The following is a 24,419-nucleotide window of genomic DNA, read 5'->3' as shown; positions in this document are numbered from 1 at the left end:
GCTCCGTCGGGTGAGCCTCAGACCTCGTCGCGCCAGGTGTGCTGCGGGTCGTAGCCGAGCAGGCGGCGGGCCTTGTCGATGGACAGCAGCGTCTCGCGGCCCTCGATCGGCCGGCGCACGGGGACGTCGGGGAAGTACTCCGCGACGAGCTCGGCGGACGGCCGCTCCAGGACGGTGTCGGGAGACGCGACGATGAACGCCTCGAACCCCGTCAGGTCGCTCTCGAGCGCGAGCCGGACGGCCAGGGCGCCGTCGCGGGCGTCGATGTAGCCCCAGAGGTTCCAGATGCGGCTGCGGGGGTCGTCGGCGAACGACGGGAACGCGGCGTAGTCGGCGACGTCCATGACGTTGGAGAACCGCAGCCCGATGAGCTTGAGGTCGGGGTCCCAGCGCGTGAAGTGCCGGGCCATCTCCTCCTCGACCGCCTTGCCCAGCGAGTAGGTGCTCTCCGGGCGGACCGCGTACTCCTCGTCGACGGGGACGTACGGCGGGGGCGTCTCGAACGGCAGCCCGAGGACGGTCTCGCTGGATGCCCAGACGACGTTCTTGATGCCGGCGCGGCGGGCGGCGCTGAACACGTGGTGGGTGGCGACGACGTTGTTGGCGAACGTCGCGCCGCTCGGGCGCAGGCCCGGCGCGGGGATCGCCGCGAGGTGGACCACCGCGTCGACGCCGTCGTACCGGTCGTCGATGCCGGTGAGCGCCTCGGTCACCTCGCCCAGGTCGGTGAGGTCGACGCGGCTGAACACCGCCTGCTGACCGGCGGGCGGCAGGGCTGTGTCGACGTTGACCACGTCATACCCGTGCGTCGCGAGATCCTCCACGACCGCACGCCCGAGCTTGCCTGACCCACCGGTGACTACGACGCGACTCATCCCGCGACGCTAACCCGCCGCGGCCCGAGGCGCGGGGTCAGTCGGCGTCGAGCCACACGTGCGGCGGCGGGACGAGCGCCTCCAGCGCCGGCCACAGCGCGTCCGGCAGCGGCTCGGACGCCAGGTCGAGCGTGCGGGCGACGCGTCCGGGACGGCTCATGCCGACGACGGTCGACGCGATCCGCTCGTCCCGCAGCGAGAACTGCAGCGCCGCGGTGCCGAGGTCCGTGTGGAAGTCGGAGCACACCCGCCGCATCGCCTCGATCGCCTGCAGCGTCTCGGGCGGTGCCGGGCGGTATCCGTAGCTCGTCGGCCCCCCGGCCTGGAACGCCAGGATCCCGCCGCCGTACACCGCGGCGTTGAGGATCCCCATCTCCTGCCGGACGGCCTCGTCGAGCAGCGCGCCGGCGCTGCGGTCGACGAGCGTCCAGCGGTTGTGCACCAGCAGGACGTCGAAGACGCCGAGGTCCAGGTACTTCGCGATCTCCTGCACCCGGCCGCCCGCCAGGCCGATCGCGCCGACCTCGCCCTCGTCGCGCAGCTGCACGAGCGCCTCGACCGGGCCGCCGGGCGCGGACATCTCCGCGAAGTCGAACGACTCCGGGTCGTGCAGGTGGACCAGCGGAAGCTTCTCGATCCCCAGCCGCGCACGGCTCTCCGCGACGGACGCGCGCACGCGCTCGGCGGAGTAGTCACGTCCCGACGGGTCCACCTTCGTGGCGATGACGACGCCCTCGGGCACCCCGCCCGCCTCGACGAGCGCGGCACCGATGCGGCGCTCGCTCTCGCCCTCGCTGTACGCGTTGGAGGTGTCGATGAAGCGGATCGGGCTGTCGAGCGCGGCGAGGACCGTCGCGACGCCCTCGTCGGCGGTGACGTCACGACCGAAGAGCGCGGGCATGCTGCCGAGCGGTCCACCGCCGAGACAGACGGCCGAGACCTGCAGGCCAGTACGACCGAGATCGCGGATCCATCCGGGTTGGCCGGGTGCGTAGACGGGCTGCTTCATGGCGACATCCCATCACGGAGCCGTCCGAGATGTCGGGTCCGGCGCTACCGTCGGTCCCGAAGCGGTTCGAGCCGAGGAGCGCGCATGAGCCAGGTCGAGGCGGCACCCCCACGATCGTTACTCCAGAAGGTCCTGGACGGGATCGAGGTGGCGGGGAACAGGGTCCCCCATCCGGTGATCATCTTCCTGATCCTCATCGCGTTCATCATGGTGCTCTCGGCGATCTTCCAGGCGGCCGGGAGCACCGTCACGTTCGAGCAGGCGCAGATCGGTGCGGAGGAACCGATCACCGTCACGGTGGCCGCGCAGAGCCTCCTCGACGCGGACGGGCTGCGGTTCGTGTTCACGTCGCCGGTCGCCAACTTCAACAACTTCGGGGTGGTCGGCGTCATCGTCGTCGCCATGATCGGCGTGGGCATGGCCGAGGAGGTCGGCCTGATCTCCTCGTTCATCAAGCGCCTGGTCAAGATCGCCCCGCCGCGGGCCATCACGTTCATCATCGTGCTGCTCGGCGTGCTGTCCTCGATCGCCACCGACGCCGGCTACCTGGTGCTGATCCCGCTGGCCGCCGCGGTGTTCCTGTCCCTGGGCCGCCACCCGCTGGCCGGCCTCGCGGCCGCGTTCGCCGGGGTCGGCGGCGGGTTCGCGGTGAACATCCTCATCACCCCGGTCGACGGGATGCTCGCGGAGATCACCAACGAGGCCATCGCCGACCCCGCCAACCACGTGTCGATCACCGGCAACCTGTACTTCGGGATCGTCTCCACGCTGCTGGTCACCGTCGTCGTCACGCTGCTCACCGAGAAGTTCGTCGAGCCGCGGCTGGGCGCCTACCACCCCTCCGAGGGACCCGAGACTGCCGACGAACCACCGTCGGGCGAGCTCAGCGCCGAGGAGAAGAACGGCCTGCGCTACGCCTTCTGGGGCTTCCTCGGCACGACCGTCGTCGTGCTCGCGCTCTCGCTCCCGCCGAACGCCCTGCTGCGCAACCCCGAGACCGGGAGCCTGATCGAGGACTCCCCGCTGCTGAACTCGATCATCTTCCTGATCCTCGTGTACTTCTTCGTGATGGGGCTCTGCTACGGCAGGGGCGCCGGCACGATCAAGGGCTCGATGGACGTCATCAACCCCATGACCAAGACCATCGCCGGCCTCTCCGGCCTGATCTTCCTGCTCCTGGTCATCAGCCAGTTCATCGCGTACTTCAACTACTCGAACCTCGGCACCATCGCCGCCGTGAACATGGCCGACACCCTCGAGGCCGCCAACCTCAGCACCGTCTGGCTGATCCTCGGGCTCATCGCCATGACGGCCGTCATCGACATCTTCATCGGCGGCGTCGTGCCCAAGTGGGCCATCTTCGCGCCCGTGTTCGTGCCCCTGTTCATCCAGCTCGGCATCTCCCCGGACCTGGCGATGGCCGCCTACCGTGTCGGCGACTCGCCCGTGAACGTGGCCACGCCGCTGATGCCGTACTTCGCGCTGATCGTGATCTTCGCCGAGCGGTACCGCCGGAAGGTCGGCGTCGGGTCCGTGATCTCGCTGATGCTCCCGTACACCGTGGTGCTGCTGATCACCTGGTCCGCGCTGCTGGTGGTCTGGTACCTGCTCGGCATCCCGCTGGGCCCGGGGGCGTCGATCTACCTGGACTAGCTCGCCCCGAACGCGACGACGCCCTCGCTGCTGACCGCGAAGAGCCGGTGGTCGACCACCGCCAGGCTCTGCACCGCGATCGGGACGGGTGCCTCCCAGACGCGTCGCCCGTCGCGCGCGTCGTAGGCGGCGACCACGGGTCCGGTCCCGACGACGGACGCGATCACGACCAGCCGGCGTCCGTCGGTGACCATGCTCTCGCCGTAGGCGGACATCGACCGGCGCCAGAGCTGCTCGCCGGTGCGGAGGTCGAGGACGGTCAGGGCGTCGTCGGTCTGGCGCGCGAGCATGCCGTCGACGACGACGAGGTTCAGGGTCCGCTCCGCCGGCCAGTCGACCCGCCACGCCAGCTGCCCGGTGGCCAGGTCGCGCGCGGCGAGCCGGTCCTCGGACTGCAGGATCAGCAGGTCGGGCTCGGACCTGTCGTCGGTGTCGATCCACGGCTCCCGGGCGTCCCCGAGCTCGATGACGCGGCCGGTGTCGAGGTCCCGCAGCTGGGTGGTCGCTGCGCCGCCGGCCGTGACGCGGTGTCCCCGGGCCTGCCACACGATGTCGGTGTCGAGGACACCTGTCGGGCCACCGTCGCCGGTGAACAGGGTCGTGGTCCCGAGCCAGCCCACGCCGATCTCGTCGCCGAGCAGCTGCACGGTGGGGTACTCCCACCCGGCCCCGCCGACCGGGTGCGGGATGTCGACGGCCCACCGCTCCGTCCCGGTCGACGGGTCGAGCCGCACCACCCGCGCCGGGCCGTCGCCCGACCGGGGGCGCTCCGCGACGACCACGTCGGAGTCGATCGGGGTGAAGGAGGCACCACTGCCGAGAGGCCGGTCCAGCACCGTCTCACCGGTCGCGGCGTCGAACGTCCGCAGCCGCACCGTGGCGGCTTCGACCAGGTCGGCCTGGGTGTCGTCGTCCGAGACGGTGAGCTGCCACGAGTCGGTCACCAGGCAGACCACGACCCCCTGTCCGGGGGCCGCCTCCGGTGACGAGCAGGTCGTCACGTCGTTGGTGGCGCGGTCGGCCGGGTCTCCCAGGTCCGGGACGCTCGAGAGGGGCGACGTCCAGAGCTCGTTCCCGGAGCCGACGTCGACGGCGCGCAGGGAGTTCGTCGAGTCGCCGGTCTGCTCCCACAGGATCAGGACGTCGTCCCGGATCCAGGCGCGATCGGACACAGTCAGCGCGAAGCTGCCCGGTGTCGCCGGGGACGTCCACGCCACGTCGGGCGCGGAGGCCAGCGGCGCGGCGATACCAGGATGCGCGGCGAGGGCGTCGAGCCGGGCACGCTCCGACCGGACCGACCAGGCCGCCGGGACGCCGACCGCGACGACGGTGGCGACGACCGTCGCGAGCGCGAGCACCCGGTGCCGACCGATCCAGCCGAGAACGCCCCGCGCACGGGCGCGGACGACGACGCGGGCACGGCCCACGTGGTCGACGGGGTCGACGACGTCGTCGTCGTGCTCGACGAGCTCGACCTCCGCCATCCCGCTGCGCGTCGCCATGCGACCGGACGCTACCTGCACGCATCGGCGCCCAGGCCTATCTCACCGGGTGACCTGGCACCCGGGTGGGGCGCGGATCGCGGCCCCACCCGGGTGTGGCGGATCAGCGCGCGGTCGCCCGCGCCGCCTCGAGGATCAGGTCGGTCACGGCGCCGGGCTGCGAGACCGTGACGGCGTGCGACGCGTCCACCTCGACCAGGTGCGCGTCGGCCCGCTCCGTCATGAAGCGCACCAGCTCGGCGGGGACGGCGAGGTCCTGCGCCGCGAGCAGCGCCCACGACTCGATGGACCGCCAGGCCGCGCGGGTCGCCGGGGCCGTGAAGGCGGCGAGCGCGAGAGGGCGCTGGGTGGCGGCCATCCGCCGTGCGACGGCCCGGTCGACGTCGCCCGCGAAGAGCTGCGGGAAGCGGCCCGGGTCGATGGTCAGCTCGGTCTCCGTGCTGCCGTCGGGCGTGCGGTACGGCGTCGGGACGGCGGCCCCGCCGAGCTGGGCGCCGGGGAACTTCTCGACGAGCTCGAGCAGGCTCTCGCCGACCTCGGCGAGGAAGCTCGCGACGTAGACGAGAGCCGTGACGTTCGGGTTCCCCTCGGCCGCGTGGCTCATGACGGATCCGCCGTACGAGTGGCCCGCGATGACGATGGGGCCGTCGATGGTCTCCAGGACGCTGCGCAGGTAGTCGCCGTCGCTCTCCAGACCTCGCAGGGGGTTGGCGACGGCGATGACGCGGTGGCCGGCCCCCTGCAGCGCGTCGATGGAGCCGTTCCAGCTCGACGAGTCCGCGTAGGCGCCGTGGACCAGGACGACGGTCTGCTTGGTGGTGCTCATGGGTCTTCCTCTCGTTGATGGGACGACAGCTCCAACACAATCGGCATGCAATATATTGCGTACTGCCGACACTCCGTCAAGACCTCCTCCATCGGGCGCCCCGGGGCGGGCACCATGGGGGCGTGCCCGTTCCCACCGACCGCCCGCCCGTCGACCGCTCACTACTGCGGGACGACGTCTACCGGCGCCTGCGCGACGCGATCACCGACGGCACCTTCGCCCCCGGCGAGCAGCTCCGGGACGGCGAGCTCGCGACCTGGCTCGGCGTGAGCCGCACCCCGGTCCGCGAGGCGCTGCTCCGGCTCGCGCAGGGCGGGCTCGTCGTCGCCCGACCGGGACGGTCGACAGTCGTCAGCTCGCTCGACGAGCGCTCCACGCGCGACGCCCGGGACGTCGTCGCCGCGATGCACGAGCTGGCGGTCCGGGAGGCGGTCGCCCGGTTCACCTCCGCCGACCTCGACGCGATGCGCGACGCAGCCCGTCGGTTCGGCGACGCCCTCGACGCCGGGGACATCGACGCCGCGATCGTCGCCGACGACGAGCTGCACGCGGTCCCGGTCGCCGTCGCCGGCAACCGGGCGGCGGCCGCGGTCCTCGAGCAGTACATGCCCGTGCTGCGCAGGATCGAGCGGCTGCGGTTCGCGTCGGCCGACGGCCTGCGCTCCCCCGACCGGCACGAGGAGCTCATCCGGATGTGCGCGGCCGGCGACGTCGACGCAGCGGCGGCGGTCGCGTTCGAGACCTGGCACACGCTCCCGACGTCGGCAGGCTGACGACGACCCGACGCGATTGACACCGCGAGCCACCCGACGACACCACGGTCGGGTTCGCGCGGCGGTGAGCAAGCCATGGGTGGCGCGGGCAGGCGCGTCAACGTCACGCATGGCTTGGTCGATCCCGACCGCGCGATGGGGGCCTGACCTGCGCAGATAGCCATCTCAGGGTTCGCGTGACACCACTTCCGTACGATCTGACACCACAGATGCTTGACCTGACACCATTGTGGTGTCATGCTGGTGCCATGGACCTGGGAACGTACGTCAACGACCTGCAGCGCCAGCTGCTGGACTCCGCAGAGAACGGCACGGACGACACCCGTGCGGTCGCCGAGCGGCTCGTCGCTGGCCTCGACTCCGCGGCGCGGCTCGTGCTGCTCGACGTCCTCTCGGCCGCGGTCGGGGAGATCACCCGCGACCTGGCACCGGGCTCGGTCGACCTGCGGCTGCGCGGCCGTGAGGTCGAGTTCGTGGTCACCCAGGCGAGCACCGAGGCCGAGAGCGACGACGAGCCCACCACCTCGGTGGACCTCGACGACGTGAGCACCTCGCGCACCACGCTCCGCCTGCCGGACGCCCTCAAGGCGAAGGTCGACGAGGCGGCCGTGGCGGACGGACTGTCCGTCAACACGTGGCTGGTGCGGGCGGTCGCCGCCGCACTCCAGCCCAAGCAACGACGATCCGCGCAGCGCACGCTGCGCACCGGCGACAGCTTCGCCGGCTGGGCGCGCTAACCCGCCCAGCCCCACAACAGACCACCAGCCACGCGGACCCGCGGGGCCGGACGAACACACTCAAAAAGGAAGGCAGGCGTCAGCATGCCCACGTACACCACGCCCACTCCGATCGACCTCGCCATCCACCTGCAGGTCGGCGCGATCGACGTCGTCGCCAGCGACCGCGCCGACACGGTCGTCACCGTGACGCCCACGAACCCGGCGAAGGCGGTCGACCGCCGGGGTGCGGAGGAGACCAAGGTCGAGTTCGACGGCCGGCGGCTCACCGTCACCGGCCCGAAGCCGCGCCTGAGCTGGATCGGCCCGGGACCGTTCGACACCGTCGACATCGTGGTGGAACTGCCCACGGGGTCGCGGTTCACCGGCGACATCGCGGTCGGAGACGTGCGCACCGTCGGGCGCCTCGGCGCCACCCGCGTCAGGGCATCGTCCGGTGGTGCCGAGATCGACACCACCGGCGACCTGTGGCTGCGCGCCGGGCACGGCAGCGCGACCGTCGGCACCGTCGAGGGCGGCGCCGAGATCACGGCCGACCACGGTCAGATCCGGCTCGGCACGGTCACCGGCGACGCGATCCTGAAGGCGTCGCACGGCAACGTCACCGTCGGTGAGGCCGGCGGCGACCTCGAGGCGAAGCTCTCCTACGGCGACCTCGAGATCGCCAAGGCACTCGCCTCCGTCACCGCGAAGACCGCCTACGGCGCCATCAACCTGCACGAGATCTCCAGCGGCTCCATCCAGGTCGAGAGCGGGTACGGCCAGATCACCCTCAGGGTGCGAGACGGTGTCCCCGCCTGGCTCGACCTGTCCTCGAGGAGCGGCCACGTCCGCAACCAGCTCGAGGGCAACCGTGCCCCCGACGAGTCCGAGCAGTCCGTCGCCGTCCGTGCCCGCACCCAGGCGGGCAACATCACCGTCCAGCGCGCCCGATGAGAACCGAGAAAGGGAACACAGACATGTCGACAACCACCGCACCTGCCATCCGCGTGCAGGGCATCCAGAAGTCCTACAAGGAGCTGCACGTCCTGCGCGGCGTCGACTTCGAGGTCGCGCCGGGCAGCATCTTCGCCCTCCTCGGCTCGAACGGGGCCGGCAAGACCACGATGATCCGGATCCTGTCCACGCTGCTGAAGCAGGACGCCGGCACGGCCGTCGTTGCCGGGTCGGACGTCGCGACCGACGCGTTCAGCGTCCGCGAGGCCATCAGCCTGACCGGGCAGTTCGCCGCGGTCGACGAGATCCTCTCCGGCAAGGAGAACCTCGTGCTGGTGGCCAAGCTGCGGCACCTGAAGAACACCGACCAGATCGCCGACGACCTCCTCGCGCGCTTCAGCCTCACCGAGGCGGGCTCGCGCAAGGTGGCGACGTACTCCGGCGGCATGCGTCGTCGCCTCGACATCGCGATGAGCCTCATCGGGCAACCGAAGGTGCTCTTCCTCGACGAGCCGACCACCGGCCTCGACCCGGAGGCGCGCATCGAGGTGTGGCAGGTCATCAAGGAGCTGGCCACGCAGGGCACCACCGTCCTGCTCACCACGCAGTACCTGGACGAGGCCGAGCAGCTGGCCGACCGGATCGCGATCCTGCACCAGGGCCGCATCATCGCCAACGGCACCCTCGGGGAGCTCAAGCAGCTCCTCCCCCCGGCGACCGTCGAGTACGTCGAGAAGCAGCCGACGCTGGAGGAGATCTTCCTCGCGCTCGTCGGCACCGGCAGCAAGAACAACGAGCTGAGTGAGGACCTGTCATGACCACCACGCACTTCTTCAGCGACACCGCCGACCTGACCGGTCGCTCGCTGCGGCACATCACCCGCAGCGTGGACACGATCATCACGACCGCGGTCACGCCGATCGCCCTGATGCTGCTCTTCGTCTACGTGTTCGGCGGGGCGATCCAGTCGGGCACCGAGAACTACGTCAACTACCTGCTGCCGGGGATCCTGCTGATCGCGATCGCGTCGGGGATCGCCTACACGGCCGTGCGGCTCTTCACCGACCTGCAGAGCGGCATCTTCGAACGGTTCCACTCGATGCCGATCTCGCGGCCGTCGGTGCTGTGGGCGCACGTGCTCACCTCGCTGGCGTCCAACGGCATCACCATCGCGATCATCGTCGTCGTCGGTCTCCTCATGGGGTTCCGCACCTCGGCCGGGATCGGGGCGTGGCTCGCCGTCGCCGGGATCCTGACCCTGTTCACCCTGGCACTCACCTGGGTCGCCGTCATCGCCGGCCTCTCGGCGAAGTCCGTCGACGGGGCCGCGGGGTTCTCCTACCCGCTGATCTTCCTGCCGTTCATCAGCTCGGCCTTCGTCCCCACGGAGACGATGTCGGGTCCGGTGCGGTGGTTCGCGGAGAACCAGCCGGTGACCTCGATCGTCAACACGATCCAGGACCTGTTCGCCGGGCAGCCGGTGGGCAACGACATCTGGGTCGCGCTGGCCTGGTGCGTCGGCATCCTCGTCGTCGCCTACGTGTTCGCGATGCGCACGTACCGCCGCAAGATCAGCTGAACCGCACGCCCCTCGACCGCCCACGATCCTGGTGGGCGGTCGTTGGCGCGTCAGCGGGCGAGTGCCGGGTCGGCGGTGAGCTCGACGTTGGCCCACAGGTCGTACCCGAGCGGCTCCAGGTGGCCGATCAGCGCGCGGCGGACGCGGTCCTCGCCGGTCACGTCCCACGCCCCCTCCGGGACCACGAAGTCGACCTCGACGTAGAGCCGGCTGCCCAGCTTGGTCGAGCGGACGAACGGCTCCTCGAGCCCGAACTCCGCCCGCACGGACGTCACGGCCTCCGCCAGGACGCGGCGGACCTCGGCCGGCGGCTCCGCCTCCAGCAGCTCCAGGCCCGCGGCCCGGAGCAGCCGCAACGGGATCGGCAGCAGCACCAGGCAGGCCACCAGGACGAGGACCGGGTCGACGTACCGGACGACGTCGCCGACGTCGGTCAGCGCCAGCGCCAGTCCCCCTCCGACGGCGAACACCAGGCTCAGCAGCGCCCCCGCCCGCCACTGGGCGACCTCCGCGGCCACGAGCTCGGAGTCGGGTGCGCGGCGGGTCAGCCAGCGGGAGATCGCGTACGAGCAGGTCATCGTGATCAGCCCGTAGGCAAGCACGGTGCCGGGCTCGACGTCCGCACCGCCGGCCGTGATGACCGCGACGGCGTCGACCGCGGCGTAGATCAGCGTGCCCAGCAGCGCCACGCCCTGGACCGCGATCGCCAGGGGCGTGACGGCCGCCTTGCCGAACGGGAACCGCGCGCTCGGCACGTCGGCAGCGGCGCGCGACGCCATGAGCGACAGCGCGGACAGCACGATGCCGAGCAGGATGAAGGCGCCGTCGAACAGCAGCACGCGCGACTGGGCGGCGATGCCCCAGACGACCGCGAGGGCGCCCAGGACGGCGGCCCCGGCGATCGACTCGTGGAGCGCGCGCCGCTCGTTCACCGGTTCGCGCTGAACGTCGACGCGACCTCCAGGAGCAGCCGGGCGCCGAAGCCGGTCGCACCCTTGGTCCGCCACGCCTCGTCCCCGTCGGACCGCATCGTCCCGGCGATGTCCAGGTGGGCCCACGGGGTCTCGCCCACCCACTCGGCCAGGAACAGCGCCGCGGTGATGGCCCCCGCGTACTCGCCGCCGAGGTTCTTGATGTCCGCGACCTCGGAGTCGAGCTGCTTGCGGTACCGGCGGTCGAGCGGCAGCCGCCAGACCTGCTCGTCGGTGCGCTCCGCTGCCGCCTCGACCAGGTCGAGCATGCCGTCGTCGTTGCCGATGACGGCCGCGGTCATCATCCCGAGCGCGGCCAGGGCGGCCCCGGTCAGCGTGGCGATGTCGACGATCGCGTCCACCTCGTCCTCGCGGGCCAGCGCGATCGCGTCGGCCATCACCAGGCGTCCCTCGGCGTCGGTGTTGACCACCTCGATGGTCCGGCCGCTCCGGCTGGTCAGCACGTCGCCCAGCTTCGTCGCGGAGCCCGACGGCATGTTGTCCGTACAGGCCAGGTAGGCGCTGACCGCGACGGGGACCTCGAGGTCCGCGAGCGCCGTCATCGCCGCGAGCACCGCGCCGGCGCCGCTCATGTCCATCTTCATGGCCGCGTGCATGGCGTTGGACGGCTTGAGGCTGATGCCACCGGAGTCGTAGGTGATGCCCTTGCCGACGAGGCCGAGGTGGCCGGTGGGCTCCGTCGCGGGGACGTACCGGATCACGATCATCCGGGGTTCGACGACGGACCCGGCGTTCACGCCGAGCAGCCCGCCGCAGCCCATCTCGATCAGGGCCTCCTCGTCGAACACCTCGATGTCGAGCCCGTGCTCGCCGGCCAGCCAGACCGCGATGTCGGCCAGGTCCGGGGCGGTGAGGTGACCGGCGGGCGTGCTGGCCAGGTCCCGGGACAGGGAGGCCGCGCGGGCGATCACGACGCCGCGGTCGGCTCCGCGCTGGGCGGCATCGACGTCCGCGTCGTCGACCAGCAGGACGATCTCCCGGACGGGGACCGCGGTCGGGTCGGACTTGAGCGCGTCGTACCGGTACCGGCCGAGCAGGATGCCCTCGACGACGGCTTGGGCGGAGGACTCGGCGGACGCTCCGGCTGCCGTGAGGTCCGTGGTGAGCACGTCGTCACGACCGGCCGCCCGGGCGAACGCGGCGGCGGCGTCGCGCAGGGCCGCCTCGGAGGGTTCGTCGCCGACGCCGGTCGCGATGACGGCTCCCCCCTCGCGCGGCAGGATCAGCGTCTCGCCGACGGCTCCGCGGAAGCCCCACTCGGTGAGCGCGGCACGGTCCAGCGGCACCCCGGACGGGACCTCGCCCGTGGCGGTCACGGCGAGCCCGAGGGCGCGACCGACGTCGGCGCCGGGCGCGGCGACCCGGACGGAGAGCTCCTCGAACCGGGCGCGGGACGGGATCGGGTCGAACGGCATGATCGTGCTCCTTACGTGGGCCAGATGACAGGGATGAGCAGCACCGCGACGACGAACCACGCCAGCGTGGTCGCGAGTCCGAGCTTCCAGTAGTCGGAGAACCGGTAGCCGCCCGCACCCATGACCATCATGTTGGCGGGGGTGGCGATCGGGGTCAGGAAGGATGCGGCCCCGGCGACGGCGACGAGCATGAGCACGGGGGCCAGCGCGACCCCCGACTCGTTGCCCATGGCCACCGCGATGGGCGCGACGATGAGCACGGTCGCGGTGTTGCTGACCACCTGACCGAGCAGCACGGTGAGCACGAAGATCGCGGCGAGGACCACCTGCGGGCTGCCGTCGCCGACGATGCCGACCAGCCAGCCGGCCACCAGGTCCGCCGCCCCGGACGACGCGATCGCGACCGACAGCGGGATGAGCCCGCCGACCAGCACCACGGTCTGCCAGGAGATCGCCCGGTAGGCCTGCGGGCCACCGACGACGCCGGTCATCACCATCGCGGTCGCGCCGATCAACCCCGCGATCGCGGGCGGGACCACGCCCGTGGCCAGCAGCGCGACCGTGCCGACCAGCACCGCGATCGCGCGCCACGCCTTCGGTCCGAGCGCCACGGTCTGCCGCCGGACCAGCTCGGGGCTGTCGACGATGAGCACGTCGTCGTCGGCCGCGAACGCCTCGACCGCGGGCCACGGCCCGTGCACCAGCAGCGAGTCGCCCTCGGCCAGCGCCAGGTGGTCGGCGCCGCGGTCCTTCCCCAGCCGCCGGACGCCGAGCACCGTGACGCCGGACCGGACCAGGCCCGCGAACACGACCTCGCCGATCACCCGCGAGCGGGGCCGGACCACCAGCTCCGCGACGCCCACCTCCCGGCCGAGCAGCGCCTCGCGGGTCCCGCGGGTCAACGGCGTCGTCGCGACGGCGAACCCGTGCCGGTCGACCAGGGACGTGATCCCGGCGCTGTCTCCCGTCACCACGACGACGTCGTCGACGCTCAGCACGTCGTCCGCGCCGGCCGGAGCACCCGAGGACCGCTGCACCCCGATGAGCACCACGCCGTCCGGAACCTCGACCTGCTCGCGTCGGCTGCCGACGACGTCGGACCCCGGCTGGACCGCGAGCCGGAAGAAGCCCACGTCGAGGCTGTAGTGCTCGACCAGGGTGTCGACGTGCGCGGAGTAGTCGGCCGGGAGCGACGTCGGCGACCGGTCGGGCAGGAGCTGTCGGCCGAGGAGGACCGAGACCGCGATGGTGACCAGCACCAGCGGCAGCCCGATCAGCCCGAACTCGAAGAACCCGAACCGCTCGCCGGTGGCCTCGAACAGCGCGTCGGACACGATGACGTTGACGGTGCTGCCGCTGAGCACCAACAGTGCTCCGGCGCTGGCCGCGAAGGCGAGCGGCATGAGCATCTGCGACGTCGACTGCTTCGACCGGCGCGACGCCAGCACCACCACCGGCAGCAGCGCTGCGGCCGCGCCGTTGGGCGTGACCAGCGCCGCCATGACCGCGGACAGGCCCATGAGCGCGATCAGCAGCCGGTTCCGCGCGGTCCCGGCGCGGGTGATCAGCTGCTGACCGGCCCACGCGGTGACCCCCGACGACTCGAGGCCCTCGCTGAGCACGAACAGGGACGCGATGAACACGACGACCGGGTCCCCGAACCCGGCGACCGCCTCGGTGGCGGTGACCAGCCCGGTCGCGTACAGGGCGAGTGCCGTGAGGATGGCGACGACGCCGACACTGAGGCGGTTCCAGATGAAGAGGCCGACGCAGCCCGCGAGGACCAGCAGGCTCAGCGTGGCGTCGGACACCTAGCCAAACTAGGGCACGAGCACGGGCTCGCGGACGGGCGCGCGCACCCCCTTGACCAGCAGCCAGCCGAGGAACGCGATCTCGGAGATCCCACCCAGCAGCCCCAGGGCCAGCGCGACGCCGTCCGCGTCGGGCGCGGCCAGCTCCACGACGAGGCCGAGCAGGTACCCGACGCCGCCGACCACGAGCACGTACCCGAAGACCCGCGGCATCATCCCCGACCGGACGACCAGGTAGCCGAGCGGGATGAGCCAACCGCCGAAGAAGACCTGCGCGATCAGGTACCCGACGCCGTGCAGGTCGAGGAACAGCACGGCGAGCTCGTCGGAACCCCGCTCCGCAGCGAGGACGGCGCCGGCGTGGTTGACCAGGTTGAGGCTCTGGATGGCCACGCTGACCGCGTTCATGGTGAGCATCGCGACCGCGGCGACGCGGTGGACGTCCTTGAACAGGGCGTACAGCGCGAGGCCGACGAGCAGGAAGCACGTGTAGGCGACGACGTCGGCGGCGAAGGCGATCCTCATGAGGTCCGCGCTGTCGCGGAGGGCTTGGGCGACGTCGTCGGCCGCCTTGATCGAGCCTCGTGCGGCCAGCTCGGCGAAGCCGCCGCAGATGGCGACGACGAGGTACAGCAGTCCTGCCAGGCGTGCGTTCATCGGACGTTCCTCTCAGAGGCATGACGGATCGCGAGACCTCGCGGCCTCGTGCGGTGTGCGGTGGGATCAGCCCGGGTACTGGAAGACGTCGTCGAGCGGGACGTCGAACACGCGGGCGATCTGGAAGGCCATCTCGAGCGACGGGGAGTAGCGCCCCTGCTCGATCGCGATGACGGTCTGACGGGTGACGCCGATGCGCTCGGCCAGCTCGGCCTGCGTCATCTCGCCGTGGGTGAAGCGCAGGGTGCGGATGGAGTTGGTGACCCGCGTGGGCTTCACCATGCGGAGAAGTCCCGCCGGTAGGCGACGAGCTTGGTGACGGAGCTGAGGATCGCCGACAGGACGAAGCAGAGGTAGACGACGTTGGCGATCCAGAACCAGTCCGCCTCCATCAGGGCGAGGACCATCGCGGCGAGGGCGCCGATGACGACGAACGACTGGCCCGTGCGCTCGCCCAGGCGGTTGATCTCCTTGTCGCGCTGGTCCGTCATGTGCCCGTCGCGCCGGTTGGCCAGCCCCACGGCGATGGAGGCGAGGATGGAGACGACGATGGCACCGCCGATGGACCACAGGAGCGGCCCGACGTACGCGACCTCGGTGAGTGGCACGTCCTGCGCCCGCGTCAGCACGACGACGACGTACACCGCGTAGGCGAGCACCGAGACGACGAACATCACCCAGACGTTGCGTTCCTCGTACGACATCAGCGCTCCTCGGCGACGGTGATGACGGTCTTGCCCCGGGCGTGCTCGGCCATCTGGCGGCGCAGCGCCTCGGGGGCGTCGCTCAGAGGGTAGGTCCGCTCGATCGCCGGGGTGAGCGACCCCGCCTCGGCGAGCTCGCGCAGCCGGTCGAGCTTCGCGCGGCTCGCGGTGGCGAACACCGGCTTCAGGTGCTGACCGACGAAGAGGTTCACGACGAGCGCCTGCACGAGCCGGGCCATCGGCCCGATCACCCGACCGCTGCCGCTGCCGGACAGGTGGAGCGTGCCGTGCGGGGTCAGTGCCCGCCGGTAGGCCGTGAGGTTCCGGTTGCTGACGAGGTCGATGATCAGGTCGTACCGGGCGCCGCTGCTGGTGAAGTCGGTGCGCTCGTAGTCGATGACATGGTCCGCACCGACCCCGCGGACCAGCTCCACGTTGCGCCCGCTGCACACCCCGGTCACCTCGGCCCCGAGCGCCGTGGCCAGCTGCACGGCGAACGTGCCGACCCCGCCGGACGCCCCGTTGACCAGGACCTTCTGCCCCGACCGGACCCCGGCGACGCAGTCGAGAGCGGTGCCGGCGGCCAGCGGGAGCGTGGCGGCCTGCTCGAAGGTCAGGTTCGCCGGCTTGGGTGCGACGAGCTTCGCCGGGACGCTCACGTACTGCGCCCACGCCCCCGCGACGGCCTCCGCGAACACCTCGTCGCCGGGCCGGAGGTCGGTCACGTTCGCGCCGACCTCCTCGACGACGCCCGCGACGTCCTTCCCGGGCACCGGGTGCTTGGGCCTGCGCAGCCCGGAGACGGCGCGGACCAGCGACGGCCGGCCGGTGATCATCGCCTTGTCGGCGAAGTTGAGCGACGACGCCCGCACGCGGATCAGGACCTCGTCCGCCTTCGGCACCGGCCGGGGCACGGTCCCGAACGTGAGCACCTCGGACGTGCCGTACGCGCGCTGGGTGATCGCCTGCATGGTGCGAGTCTCGGTCCGGGCGTCCATCGGAGTCTCCTGTGTAAAGGATTGTTGACACGGCGAAGGTATGGCGAACCAGACATCATGTCAAGAGTTCTTTACACGGCAGAATGGGCTGCATGCAGGTCGTCGCGCTCTCGGGAACCGTCGGTGCGGGCAAGTCGACGGTGGCGGTCGCCCTGCGGGACGCACTCCTCGCCCGCGGGCTCGCCGCCGGTGAGGTCGACGTCGACGCGATCGCTACCGAGACCCCGTCGCCACCCGACGACCCCTTCAACGAGCGCGTCGTCGTCGCGCACCTGCGCACGATGCGCCCGCTCTGGCGCGACGCCGGGCTGGAGGTCCTGATCCTGCCGCGCGTCATCGAGACCGTCGCGCAGCGCGACGCCTACGCGGACGCCCTCGGCGAGCCGGTCCGGGTCGTGCGGATCGACGCGCCGACGGCCACCCGGCACGCCCGCCTGGTCGCCCGGCACCCACCCGGCCCGGAGCGGGACTGGCACCTCGCCCGCACCGACGTCCTCGCCGTCCTGCTCCTCGCGGCCGGCGTGGAGGAGCTCGTCGTCACCAACGTCGACCGGCCACCCTCGGCGGTGGCCTCACAGATCGTGGACCTGCTCGGCCTCTAGCGAGCCGACGCGGAGCCGTCCCCTCCGACCGCGTTCACGACGTCCCGAGGAACTCCACCTAGAGGACCCTGGCCAGGTCCTCCAGGGCGGCGAGCGGGGCCGGGCCCACCGGCATGAGGACCGTCGTCGTGACGCCCGCATCGTGCAGCTGCCCGATGCGGCGGCGGGTGTCGTCCACGGTTCCGACGACAGCGAGCTGGTCGACCCACGCGTCGGGCATCGCCGCGGCGAACGCCTCGCGTGTCGCGGACGACGCCCGCAGTGCGCGGAACTCGTCGGCGAACGGCAGCGGCGCGATGTGCACGTCCCAGTCCGGGTCTCCGATCCACTCCAGCGCGGGCCGGGCGACGTCGCGGGCTGCCGTCGCGTCATCGTCGACCACGGCGACGCAGTAGGCGACGATCCGGTGCTCGCGCGTCGGCGCGATGTGCCGGAGCGCCTCCGCGACGTACTCCGGGGTGACCGGCTCCGCGAGGATCGTGCCGTCGGCGGACCGGCCCGCGAGCGCGAGCGACCTCGGTCCGCGGACACCCGCGAGGATGCGCGGGACGCTGCTCGGAGGGGTGGTGAGCTCGACGCCGTCGAGGTGCACGTACCGACCGTCGGCGCTCTCCCGCGAACCGGTCAGGATCGCCCGCACCGCGTCCAGGTGCTCGCCCAGCATGGTCAGCTGGCTGGCCGGCCACGCGCCGACCTGCCGCATCCAGCCCGGCATCCCGTGCCCGATACCGATGTCGACGCGGCCCGGGAACAGCTCGGCCAGCGTCGCCGCCTCCATCGCGGTGAACGCCGCGTTCCGGACCGCGGCGGGCAGGATCCCGACGCCGAGCCGGATCCGCTCCGTCATCGCGAGCGCCGCGGCCGCCTGCGCGATGCCGCCACGGAAGAAGCAGTCCTCGACCACCCAGAGCTCGTCGAACCCGAGCGTCTCGGCGCGCTGGGCGTAGGTACGGAACTGGTGGGCGGGCAGGTCCCGCGGGAGCATGACACCGACGGCGCGCTCGTTCATCAGACCTCCTTGATCACGTGGGCCGGGTTGCCGACCGCGACGACGTCAGCCCTGCGCCGCTCGCAGGAACTGCTCCAGCAGCGGCCCGGCCGTGGTCGACCCGTACTCGCCGACGTCGACGAACACCGCGACGGCCAGGTCACCCTGGATCGCGATCATCCAGACGTGGTTCTGCAGGTTCCCCGCCTCGCCGAACTGCGCGGTGCCGGTCTTGGCGGCCACCTCGTCGCCGGGGACGTCCAGCAGGAACGTCGCGCCGCCCTCGGTGACCACGCCGCGCATCAGCTGGTGCAGGGTGGCGGCCTCGTCAGCGGTCAGCGGGACGATCGGCCGGGGAGCGTCGGTGGGCTCCCCGCTGGACGCGGTGTCGTCGGGGGTCGGCTCCTGCGTGGCTGCACCGTCCGCCGGGACCACGAGCCGCGGCACGACGGTCGCCCCGCGCGCCACCGAGGCGGCCACGGTCGCCATGCCGAGCGGCGACGCGAGCACCCGCCCCTGGCCGATCATCGACGCGGCGTGGTCGGTGCCGTCCGAGTCGCCCGGGACGTCCCCGAGGAAGGCGGGGAACCCGAGGGCGGCGTGCGGGTCGAGGCCGAGCGATCCGGCGGCGTCGATGAGCGCGTCCTGGCTCGCCGCGTCACGGGCGGAGATGAAGGCGGTGTTGCACGAGTTGGCGAAGGCGGTCCGCAGCGGGATGGTGCCCAGCTTGTCCGTCGGGTACTCGGGGAAGTTGGTGAACGAGCGCCCGTCGACCGTGACCGTCGCCGGGCACGTGGTGTCGCTGTCGGCGGTCATCCCGGACCGCAGCAGCGCGAGCGCGGACGCGACCTTGAACGTCGAGCCCGGCGCGAACTGGCCCAGGGTCGCGGTCGACATCCCCTCGCCCCCGGCGCCGCTGGCCGCGGCGAGCACGTCGCCGGTGGACGGCCGGATGGCGACGACCGCACTGGCGGGTGCGATCGTGGCGACCACGGACTCGGCCGCATTCTGCAGCCCGACGTCGAGCGTCGTCGTGAGCGGGGTGCCCGGGGTGGGCTCGACCGTGTACAGCTGGCGCGGGGCGGTGCCGTCGGCCTGAGCCGCGGTGATCGTGAGGCCGGGCAGCCCACGCAGCTGGGCGTCGTACTGGCGCTGGAGCCCGGACAGGCCGGTGAGGTCGCCGTCCGAGACAGCCCCGTCCGACTTCTCGATGATCTCCGCCGTGGCCGGCCCCACCGTCCCGAGGATCGGGCGGGCGAACTGGCGGGTGGGGGCGAGCGGGATGGTGTCGGTGACGTCGTTCACGCCCGGCATCGCCGCGAGGGCCGCGACGTCGTAGTTCGGGTCGCCGTCGCGGACGGTGATCGCCTCGATGAACGCCTTCTCGCCCGCGGAGGCGACCTTGCCCGCGTACGCCTCGGCGTCGATCTCGAGGGCACCCGCGAGCTCGCGCGCGGCCGCGTCCTGCTCGGGTGCGGCGATCCGCGTCTTGTCGATGCCGAGGCGGTGGACCAGGCGCGGCTCGACGATCACGGCACCACCTGCGCCCAGCACGTTGGCGCGGTCCGCCCGCGCCCGCTCGACGGTGAGAACCTCGCCCGCGACCAGGTCAGGCGCCAGGAGCGACGGCGACCAGGTGGCGTGCCAGACGTCCTCGTCGTCCCGCGCGAGCTTCGCGTGGGTCTCGTACGTCCAGTCGGCATCGCTCTCGTCGACGTCCCACGTGTACCCGAGGGTCACCGTGGCGAGGTCCTTGTCCTGCTCGTCGATCGTCGTGGAGACGACGGCGACCTGCGGTGCCCACGGCGCGAGGCCCTCGTACGCGGCGGTCCGGGCAGCGGTCGCAGCGGATGCGTCCGCGGTGCCCCCGGCGAACGGCGCCTTGGCGAAGTTGCCGGAGGTGAGCGCGGCAGCGAGCGCCTTCGTCGCGCTGTCGGGTCCCGGCGGCTCCGACGAGCACGCCGCCAGACCGGCCGCGACCGCGACGAGCACGGTCCCGCCGACCAGGATCCGCCGCGTACGCGCTACCCGTTCACCTGCGAACGTCATGCTGTCCTCTCGTCACGTGCGACTCCGTCGCACTCACGGGCACACGACTGCTGGGTGCTGGGGCGACGCTCCGTGAGCGTGCCACCGCCCGGGTGCCGAGCGGGTGAGAACGGAGCAGCCTTCACCACTCCTCCCCAGACACCGGTCACGCGAGCACCCCTGCCGGGTCGTACGTCCGGCGCACCTGCGCCAGCCGGTCGGCCGTCGCCGGGTCCCACACCGCGGTGCCCGTCCCGGCGAAGTTCGGGTTGAGCTCCGCCGTGGTCCACGGCGCGAGGGCCTCGGCCACGGCGGCCGCCGCGGCCGGGATGCTGGTGCCGAACTGCGTCGGGTCGACGCCGACGACACCGGCGACGAACGCCGCCGTCCGCCCCGAGACGGCCGACCCGCCGGGCACGTCCACGCCCGTGGCGCCGGCGACGTGCCGCAGCTCGACGGCCACGAACGGCGGGTCGGCGTCCGGCCCGACCACGCCGAGCCAGGCCGTCGCGAGGTCGTCGTCCGCGCGGCTGAGCATGAACCCGCGCACCCAGCTGGGCGCCGGGTCGACCGGGTCGTTGTGGATCTCCGCGGACCGCGCCACCGGCAGGACGCCGACCGTGTCCAGGAACGTCGGGGCGAGCGCGCGCAGCGGTGCCGTCGCCGCCTCGCCCGCAGCCTCGTCTCCGGGCCGCGCGACCCGCAGGGTCAGCACCGTCCGCCCCCGCAGGAACGGTGGCACGGCCTCGAAGTCGGGGAAGCGGATGATCGCCGCGCTGGTCGTGGTCTCGGCATCGGCGGTCGCGGTCCATGCCAGCCAGCCGCGCAGGGCGGGCTCGATGTGCTCCGCGTCGAAGAACAGGGTGCCGGCGTAGAGCTCGGGGATCGCGACGAGCCGCAGCCGCACCTGCGTCACCACACCGAGGCCGACCTTGCCGCCGCGCAGCGCCCAGAACAGGTCGGGGTGCTCGTCGGCCGACGCCTCGACCACCTCACCCGTCCCCGTCACGACGGTGAGCGACTCGACCCGGTCGGAGCTGTACCCGTGGCTGCGCGCGAACGGCCCGATCCCGCCACCGAGCAGGTAGCCGACGACGCCGACGTGGGCGGACGAGCCGGCGACGGGGGTGAGCCCGTGCGCGTCGGTGACGGGGACGACGTCGGTCCACCGGGCGCCGGCGCCGATCGTCGCGACCCGGGTGTCCGGGTCCACGTCGACGCCACCGAGGCGGCTGGTGGTCAGGAGGACGCCGGTCGTGACGGGGGTGGTCGCGCCGTGCCCGGTGGCCAGCACGGTCAGGGGCACCCCCTGCTCGGCCGCCCAGCGCACGGCCGCGACCACGTCCTGGGTGCTCGTCGCACCGACGACGACGTCGGGGCTGTTCACGACAGCGCGGTTGTGGGGGACGACCTCGTCGGCGAACCCCTCCTGGTCCGGGGTCAGCACGGGTCCGGTGATCAGGGGTGCGAGGGGGTGAGACATGCCGGAGCTCCTTTGCAGGTCGGTCACGGGCAGGGTGCCACGCGGGCACGCAGGTGAGCACGACCTTTCCACCGACCTCCGACAGTGCGCGACGATCAGCAGGTGGCCGACGACTTCACCTACGTGACGCACGAGCCGACGGATCCGCTCGGGCGGTACGTGGCGAGCATCTGGTACGCCCGCGGCCGGCTGCGAGCGCCCGCCGAACGCGTGGCGCCGACGGGGTCGGCGGTGCTGGGGCTGGTGCTCGGGGCGCCGATCGCGCAGGTGGCGCGCAACGGCAGCGGCGACGTGCACCTGGCACGGACCGGGTTCCTGCTGGGGCCCGACGACCAGCCGATGCTGAACCGCCCGCTGGGCGAGACGTGGTGCGTCGGGGTCGTCGCGACGCCCATCGGCTGCGCGACCGCGTTCGGTGTGGACCCGCGCGTGCTGCGGGGCAGGCTGGTGGGCGCGGAGCCGTGGGCGCCGCTGCGCCGCGAGCTGCTGGGACTCGACGACCCCGGCGCCATGATCGCGACCGTCGAGGACGTGCTGCGGGAGTCGGTCGCGGTGCACGAACCCGCGCTGCCCCGCTGCACGGACGCGGTGGAGTCGGCGGTGGCCGCCCTCGTCGCCGACCCGGGCCGCCCCGTCGCGGACGTGGCGCGCGGGCTGCACCTGTCGCACGCGCACCTGGACCGCGGGTTCCGCCGCGTGGTCGGGCTCAGCCCCGGGACGTTCGCGCGGGTGACCCGGATGCGGGACCTGCTGGCGTCGTTGGACACCGGTCGGCCCGTCGGCTGGGGGCAGGCGGCCGCGGACCGTGGCTGGTACGACCAGGCGCACCTCATCCGGCACTTTCGACGTCACACGGGGACGACGCCCACCGCGTACGTGGCGGCCTACCGTGCGGTCTACGGGGACGCGCCCACGGAGCCGGGCTTCGCGCCCGTGGTCAATCCCGTCCAAGACGACCCGTCGGCCGGCGCCTAGCGTCGCACGCATGACCACCGCGATCGACACCACGACCTCCATCGCCGCACCCCCCGACGCCGTCTGGGCGGCGCTCACCGACTGGTCCCTGGCGTCGCGGTGGATGCCGGGCGTGACGGCGATGAGCGGGCCTGTGTCACCAGGCGCCGTCGTGACCTTCACCGTCCGCGGCAAGGACCGGACCGCCGTCATCGACGCCCTCGACGCGCCCCGCACGCTGGCGCTGCTCTCGCGCTCCGGCCCGGTGACCGCCCTGTACACCTACACGCTGACCGGGACCGCCGCGGGCACCGACCTCCACCTGCTCGCCGACGTCGAGGTCCGTGGGCCGCTGAGCCTCATCGCCCGCGTGATCCGCCGCTCCATCGCCAAGGAGGACGGCGTCCAGCCCGAGAACCTGCGTGCGGTCGTCGAGCCCGTCAGCCGACCAGCCGGCTGACCGCGCGGTGCAGGTCCGTGCGGACGTGCTCGGGGTCCGGTCCCGGGGCGAGCGTGACGCCGTGCACCAGCGCGAGCACCTGGCCGAGCAGCCGGTCGGCGGGCCAGCCGTCGTCCCCCCGGACCGCGCGGAGCGCCGCCACCTTCCGCTCGTGCGACGACACCGAGTGCGCGAGCTGCACGCCGGGCCGCTCGAGCGCGTGCCACAGCAGGAGCCGCACCAGGGACGGGTGCGCGAGGTTGAACTCCCAGAGCCGGACCGCGTAGCCGGGCAGGTCGACCGCGTCGAAGGGCACGGCGTCCAGCAGCTGCTCGATCCGGTCCTCGACCACCCGGTCGAACAGCTGGTCCTTGCTGCCGAAGTACGCGTAGATCCGCTGCTTGTTGGCGCCGGCCCGCTCTGCGATCCGGTCCACCCGCGCCCCGGCGAGCCCGCGCTCGGCGAACTCGTCGGCGGCCGCGTCGAGGATCCGCCGCGGGGTGTCGGCGGCCATCACGCCGGGAGAGTGGTGCCGGTCAGGTCCTGCGCCACCGCCCAGAGGCGGGCGGCCGTGTCGTCGTCGCGCATGCGGCGGCTGAGGCGGACGGGACCGGTGGGTCCGACGAGCCCGAACCGACCGGTCGGGCCGTAGTAGCCGTCCTCGACCGCGCGGGGGTCGGCCGCCGCGAACAGCATCGGCTCGGCACCCTCGGGGGGCAGCTGCGACGGGACGAACGGCAGCTTGGCGATGGACGAGCGGTGCACGGCGTCGCTGCCGAGGGACGCGCCCGCGGTCTGCAGGTTGGTCTGCGTGAACCCCGGGTGGGCCGCGTTGCTGCGCAGCGCCCAGCCGCGCCGCATCGAGACGTGGGCGAGCTGCCGGGCGAGCAGGAGGTCGGCCAGCTTGGACTGCGCGTACGACCGGGTGGGGCTGTACCGGCGACGGGTCCACTGCAGGTCGTCGAACCGGATGCGACCGACGGCCGCCATGCCGCTGCTCATCGTGGTGACCCGACCCGCCGGCGCCGCCAGCAGGAGCGGCAGGAGGCGGTTGGTCAGCGCGAAGGGGCCGAGGAAGTTGGTGCCCAGCTGCAGCTCGAACCCGTCCTCGGTCTCGAACCGGGTGGGCGGGGTCATCACGCCGGCGTTGTTGACCAGGGTGTCGAGGTGCGTCAGGTCGCGGCTGAGGTCGTCGGCGAACGTCTGCACCGAGGCCAGGGAGGCGAGGTCGGCGATCCGCACCTCGGCCGTCGCGCCCGGGTGGGCGGCCAGGATCTCCGCGAGCGCCTTCTCGCCCTTCTCCGCGCTGCGGACCGCGAGGATCACGTGGGCGCCGGCGGCGGCGAGGCGCTCGGCGGCTTCCCGGCCGGTGCCGCTGTTGGCGCCGGTGACGACGACCGTGCGTCCGGTCTGGTCGGGGACGACGTACATCTGGGGCTCCTCGCGAAGGGGACAACC

General features: G+C 72.5%; 25 protein-coding genes. 9 read left to right on the top strand and 16 right to left on the bottom strand.

The genetic code is table 11. The annotated features are described in order from the left end of the window. Window positions 1–17 precede the first annotated feature (17 nt). Window positions 18–875, bottom strand: coding sequence for an NAD-dependent epimerase/dehydratase family protein (locus tag J2X26_RS05755; protein WP_307490545.1), 858 nt, complete (start codon window positions 873–875; stop codon window positions 18–20). 37 nt (window positions 876–912) lie between these two features. Next, window positions 913–1,884, bottom strand: coding sequence for an aldo/keto reductase (locus J2X26_RS05750; protein WP_307490543.1), 972 nt, complete (start codon window positions 1,882–1,884; stop codon window positions 913–915). Between the two features lie 84 nt (window positions 1,885–1,968). Here J2X26_RS05750 and J2X26_RS05745 point away from each other — a divergent pair, with 84 nt between their 5' ends. Further along, on the top strand, window positions 1,969–3,537 hold the full coding sequence (locus tag J2X26_RS05745; RefSeq protein ID WP_307490541.1) for an AbgT family transporter: 1,569 nt from the start codon (window positions 1,969–1,971) through the stop codon (window positions 3,535–3,537). On the opposite strand, the gene J2X26_RS05740 is transcribed toward J2X26_RS05745, so the two are convergent. Together J2X26_RS05740 and J2X26_RS05735 are read right to left on the bottom strand one after the other, a co-directional pair. Next, window positions 3,534–5,039: an outer membrane protein assembly factor BamB family protein gene (locus J2X26_RS05740; RefSeq protein WP_307490539.1), complete on the bottom strand. Its 1,506-nt coding sequence runs from the start codon at window positions 5,037–5,039 to the stop codon at window positions 3,534–3,536. The genes J2X26_RS05745 and J2X26_RS05740 overlap by 4 nt on opposite strands. A gap of 103 nt (window positions 5,040–5,142) precedes the next feature. Further along, window positions 5,143–5,865 carry an alpha/beta fold hydrolase gene (locus J2X26_RS05735; RefSeq protein ID WP_307490538.1) on the bottom strand — a complete coding sequence of 241 codons (723 nt, stop codon included), beginning with the start codon at window positions 5,863–5,865 and terminating at the stop codon, window positions 5,143–5,145. A 122-nt stretch (window positions 5,866–5,987) separates the two neighbouring features. On the opposite strand from J2X26_RS05735, the gene J2X26_RS05730 reads away from it, so the two are divergent. The 5 genes from J2X26_RS05730 (at window position 5,988) to J2X26_RS05710 (ending at window position 9,890) form a co-directional block, all read left to right on the top strand. Further along, complete coding sequence (locus J2X26_RS05730) at window positions 5,988–6,638, top strand: GntR family transcriptional regulator (RefSeq protein WP_307490537.1); 651 nt, start codon at window positions 5,988–5,990, stop codon at window positions 6,636–6,638. 248 nt (window positions 6,639–6,886) lie between these two features. Then, window positions 6,887–7,375, top strand: a complete 489-nt coding sequence (locus J2X26_RS05725) for a histidine kinase (RefSeq protein WP_307490536.1) — start codon at window positions 6,887–6,889, stop codon at window positions 7,373–7,375. An 84-nt stretch (window positions 7,376–7,459) separates the two neighbouring features. After that, window positions 7,460–8,311, top strand: a complete 852-nt coding sequence (locus tag J2X26_RS05720) for a DUF4097 family beta strand repeat-containing protein (protein WP_307490535.1) — start codon at window positions 7,460–7,462, stop codon at window positions 8,309–8,311. 23 nt (window positions 8,312–8,334) lie between these two features. Continuing rightward, window positions 8,335–9,129, top strand: coding sequence for an ABC transporter ATP-binding protein (locus tag J2X26_RS05715; RefSeq protein WP_307490533.1), 795 nt, complete (start codon window positions 8,335–8,337; stop codon window positions 9,127–9,129). Continuing rightward, window positions 9,126–9,890 (top strand): ABC transporter permease, encoded by a 765-nt coding sequence (locus J2X26_RS05710; RefSeq protein WP_307490531.1) that lies wholly within the window; start codon window positions 9,126–9,128, stop codon window positions 9,888–9,890. The genes J2X26_RS05715 and J2X26_RS05710 overlap by 4 nt, the downstream gene beginning before the upstream one ends. Before the next feature lie 50 nt (window positions 9,891–9,940). On the opposite strand, the gene J2X26_RS05705 is transcribed toward J2X26_RS05710, so the two are convergent. From J2X26_RS05705 to J2X26_RS05675, 7 genes are all read right to left on the bottom strand, one after another. Next, window positions 9,941–10,822, bottom strand: coding sequence for a cation transporter (locus tag J2X26_RS05705; RefSeq protein WP_307490530.1), 882 nt, complete (start codon window positions 10,820–10,822; stop codon window positions 9,941–9,943). Continuing rightward, entirely contained in the window at window positions 10,819–12,297 is a 1,479-nt protein-coding gene (locus tag J2X26_RS05700) for a leucyl aminopeptidase (protein ID WP_307490529.1), read from the bottom strand. The genes J2X26_RS05705 and J2X26_RS05700 overlap by 4 nt, the downstream gene beginning before the upstream one ends. 11 nt (window positions 12,298–12,308) lie before the next feature. After that, window positions 12,309–14,108 carry an SLC13 family permease gene (locus tag J2X26_RS05695; protein WP_307490527.1) on the bottom strand — a complete coding sequence of 600 codons (1,800 nt, stop codon included), beginning with the start codon at window positions 14,106–14,108 and terminating at the stop codon, window positions 12,309–12,311. Window positions 14,109–14,117: 9 nt separating this feature from the next. Further along, window positions 14,118–14,765, bottom strand: coding sequence for a DUF4386 domain-containing protein (locus J2X26_RS05690; RefSeq protein ID WP_307490526.1), 648 nt, complete (start codon window positions 14,763–14,765; stop codon window positions 14,118–14,120). Between the two features lie 66 nt (window positions 14,766–14,831). Beyond that, complete coding sequence (locus tag J2X26_RS05685; protein ID WP_307490525.1) at window positions 14,832–15,047, bottom strand: helix-turn-helix transcriptional regulator; 216 nt, start codon at window positions 15,045–15,047, stop codon at window positions 14,832–14,834. Continuing rightward, entirely contained in the window at window positions 15,041–15,469 is a 429-nt protein-coding gene (locus tag J2X26_RS05680; protein ID WP_307490523.1) for a hypothetical protein, read from the bottom strand. Before J2X26_RS05680 ends, J2X26_RS05685 begins: the two co-directional genes overlap by 7 nt. Continuing rightward, a complete protein-coding gene (locus tag J2X26_RS05675) occupies window positions 15,469–16,467 on the bottom strand; it encodes an NAD(P)-dependent alcohol dehydrogenase (protein ID WP_307490522.1) in 999 nt (332 codons plus the stop codon). The genes J2X26_RS05680 and J2X26_RS05675 overlap by 1 nt, the downstream gene beginning before the upstream one ends. Before the next feature lie 92 nt (window positions 16,468–16,559). Between J2X26_RS05675 and J2X26_RS05670 the strand changes: the two genes are divergently transcribed. After that, the gene (locus tag J2X26_RS05670; RefSeq protein WP_307490520.1) at window positions 16,560–17,069 is read left to right on the top strand and encodes an adenylyl-sulfate kinase; all 510 of its coding nucleotides are present in this window, start codon (window positions 16,560–16,562) and stop codon (window positions 17,067–17,069) included. Window positions 17,070–17,127: 58 nt separating this feature from the next. Here J2X26_RS05670 and J2X26_RS05665 read toward each other — a convergent pair whose 3' ends face one another. The 3 genes from J2X26_RS05665 to J2X26_RS05655 all read right to left on the bottom strand — a co-directional run bounded on the left by J2X26_RS05665 (window position 17,128) and on the right by J2X26_RS05655 (window position 21,568). Continuing rightward, window positions 17,128–18,078, bottom strand: coding sequence for an LLM class flavin-dependent oxidoreductase (locus J2X26_RS05665; protein ID WP_307490518.1), 951 nt, complete (start codon window positions 18,076–18,078; stop codon window positions 17,128–17,130). Between the two features lie 45 nt (window positions 18,079–18,123). After that, complete coding sequence (locus tag J2X26_RS05660; RefSeq protein ID WP_307490516.1) at window positions 18,124–20,106, bottom strand: penicillin-binding transpeptidase domain-containing protein; 1,983 nt, start codon at window positions 20,104–20,106, stop codon at window positions 18,124–18,126. 145 nt (window positions 20,107–20,251) lie between these two features. Continuing rightward, window positions 20,252–21,568 carry an FAD-binding oxidoreductase gene (locus J2X26_RS05655; RefSeq protein ID WP_307490515.1) on the bottom strand — a complete coding sequence of 439 codons (1,317 nt, stop codon included), beginning with the start codon at window positions 21,566–21,568 and terminating at the stop codon, window positions 20,252–20,254. Between the two features lie 102 nt (window positions 21,569–21,670). On the opposite strand from J2X26_RS05655, the gene J2X26_RS05650 reads away from it, so the two are divergent. Both J2X26_RS05650 and J2X26_RS05645 read left to right on the top strand, forming a co-directional pair. Further along, window positions 21,671–22,543, top strand: coding sequence for a helix-turn-helix domain-containing protein (locus tag J2X26_RS05650; RefSeq protein ID WP_307490513.1), 873 nt, complete (start codon window positions 21,671–21,673; stop codon window positions 22,541–22,543). A gap of 10 nt (window positions 22,544–22,553) precedes the next feature. Then, window positions 22,554–22,982: an SRPBCC family protein gene (locus J2X26_RS05645; protein ID WP_307490511.1), complete on the top strand. Its 429-nt coding sequence runs from the start codon at window positions 22,554–22,556 to the stop codon at window positions 22,980–22,982. Here the strand turns inward: J2X26_RS05645 and J2X26_RS05640 are convergent. Both J2X26_RS05640 and J2X26_RS05635 read right to left on the bottom strand, forming a co-directional pair. Next, window positions 22,963–23,475, bottom strand: coding sequence for a TetR/AcrR family transcriptional regulator (locus J2X26_RS05640; RefSeq protein WP_307490715.1), 513 nt, complete (start codon window positions 23,473–23,475; stop codon window positions 22,963–22,965). The genes J2X26_RS05645 and J2X26_RS05640 overlap by 20 nt on opposite strands. Continuing rightward, the gene (locus J2X26_RS05635) at window positions 23,475–24,392 is read right to left on the bottom strand and encodes an SDR family oxidoreductase (RefSeq protein WP_307490509.1); all 918 of its coding nucleotides are present in this window, start codon (window positions 24,390–24,392) and stop codon (window positions 23,475–23,477) included. The genes J2X26_RS05640 and J2X26_RS05635 overlap by 1 nt, the downstream gene beginning before the upstream one ends. Window positions 24,393–24,419: the final 27 nt, after the last annotated feature.

Origin of the sequence: Cellulomonas humilata, from assembly GCF_030814415.1 — a bacterium.
In the GTDB taxonomy this organism is placed as follows: Bacteria; Actinomycetota; Actinomycetes; order Actinomycetales; family Cellulomonadaceae; genus Cellulomonas; species Cellulomonas humilata_A.
This window is presented reverse-complemented; position numbering and strand designations above follow the sequence as displayed.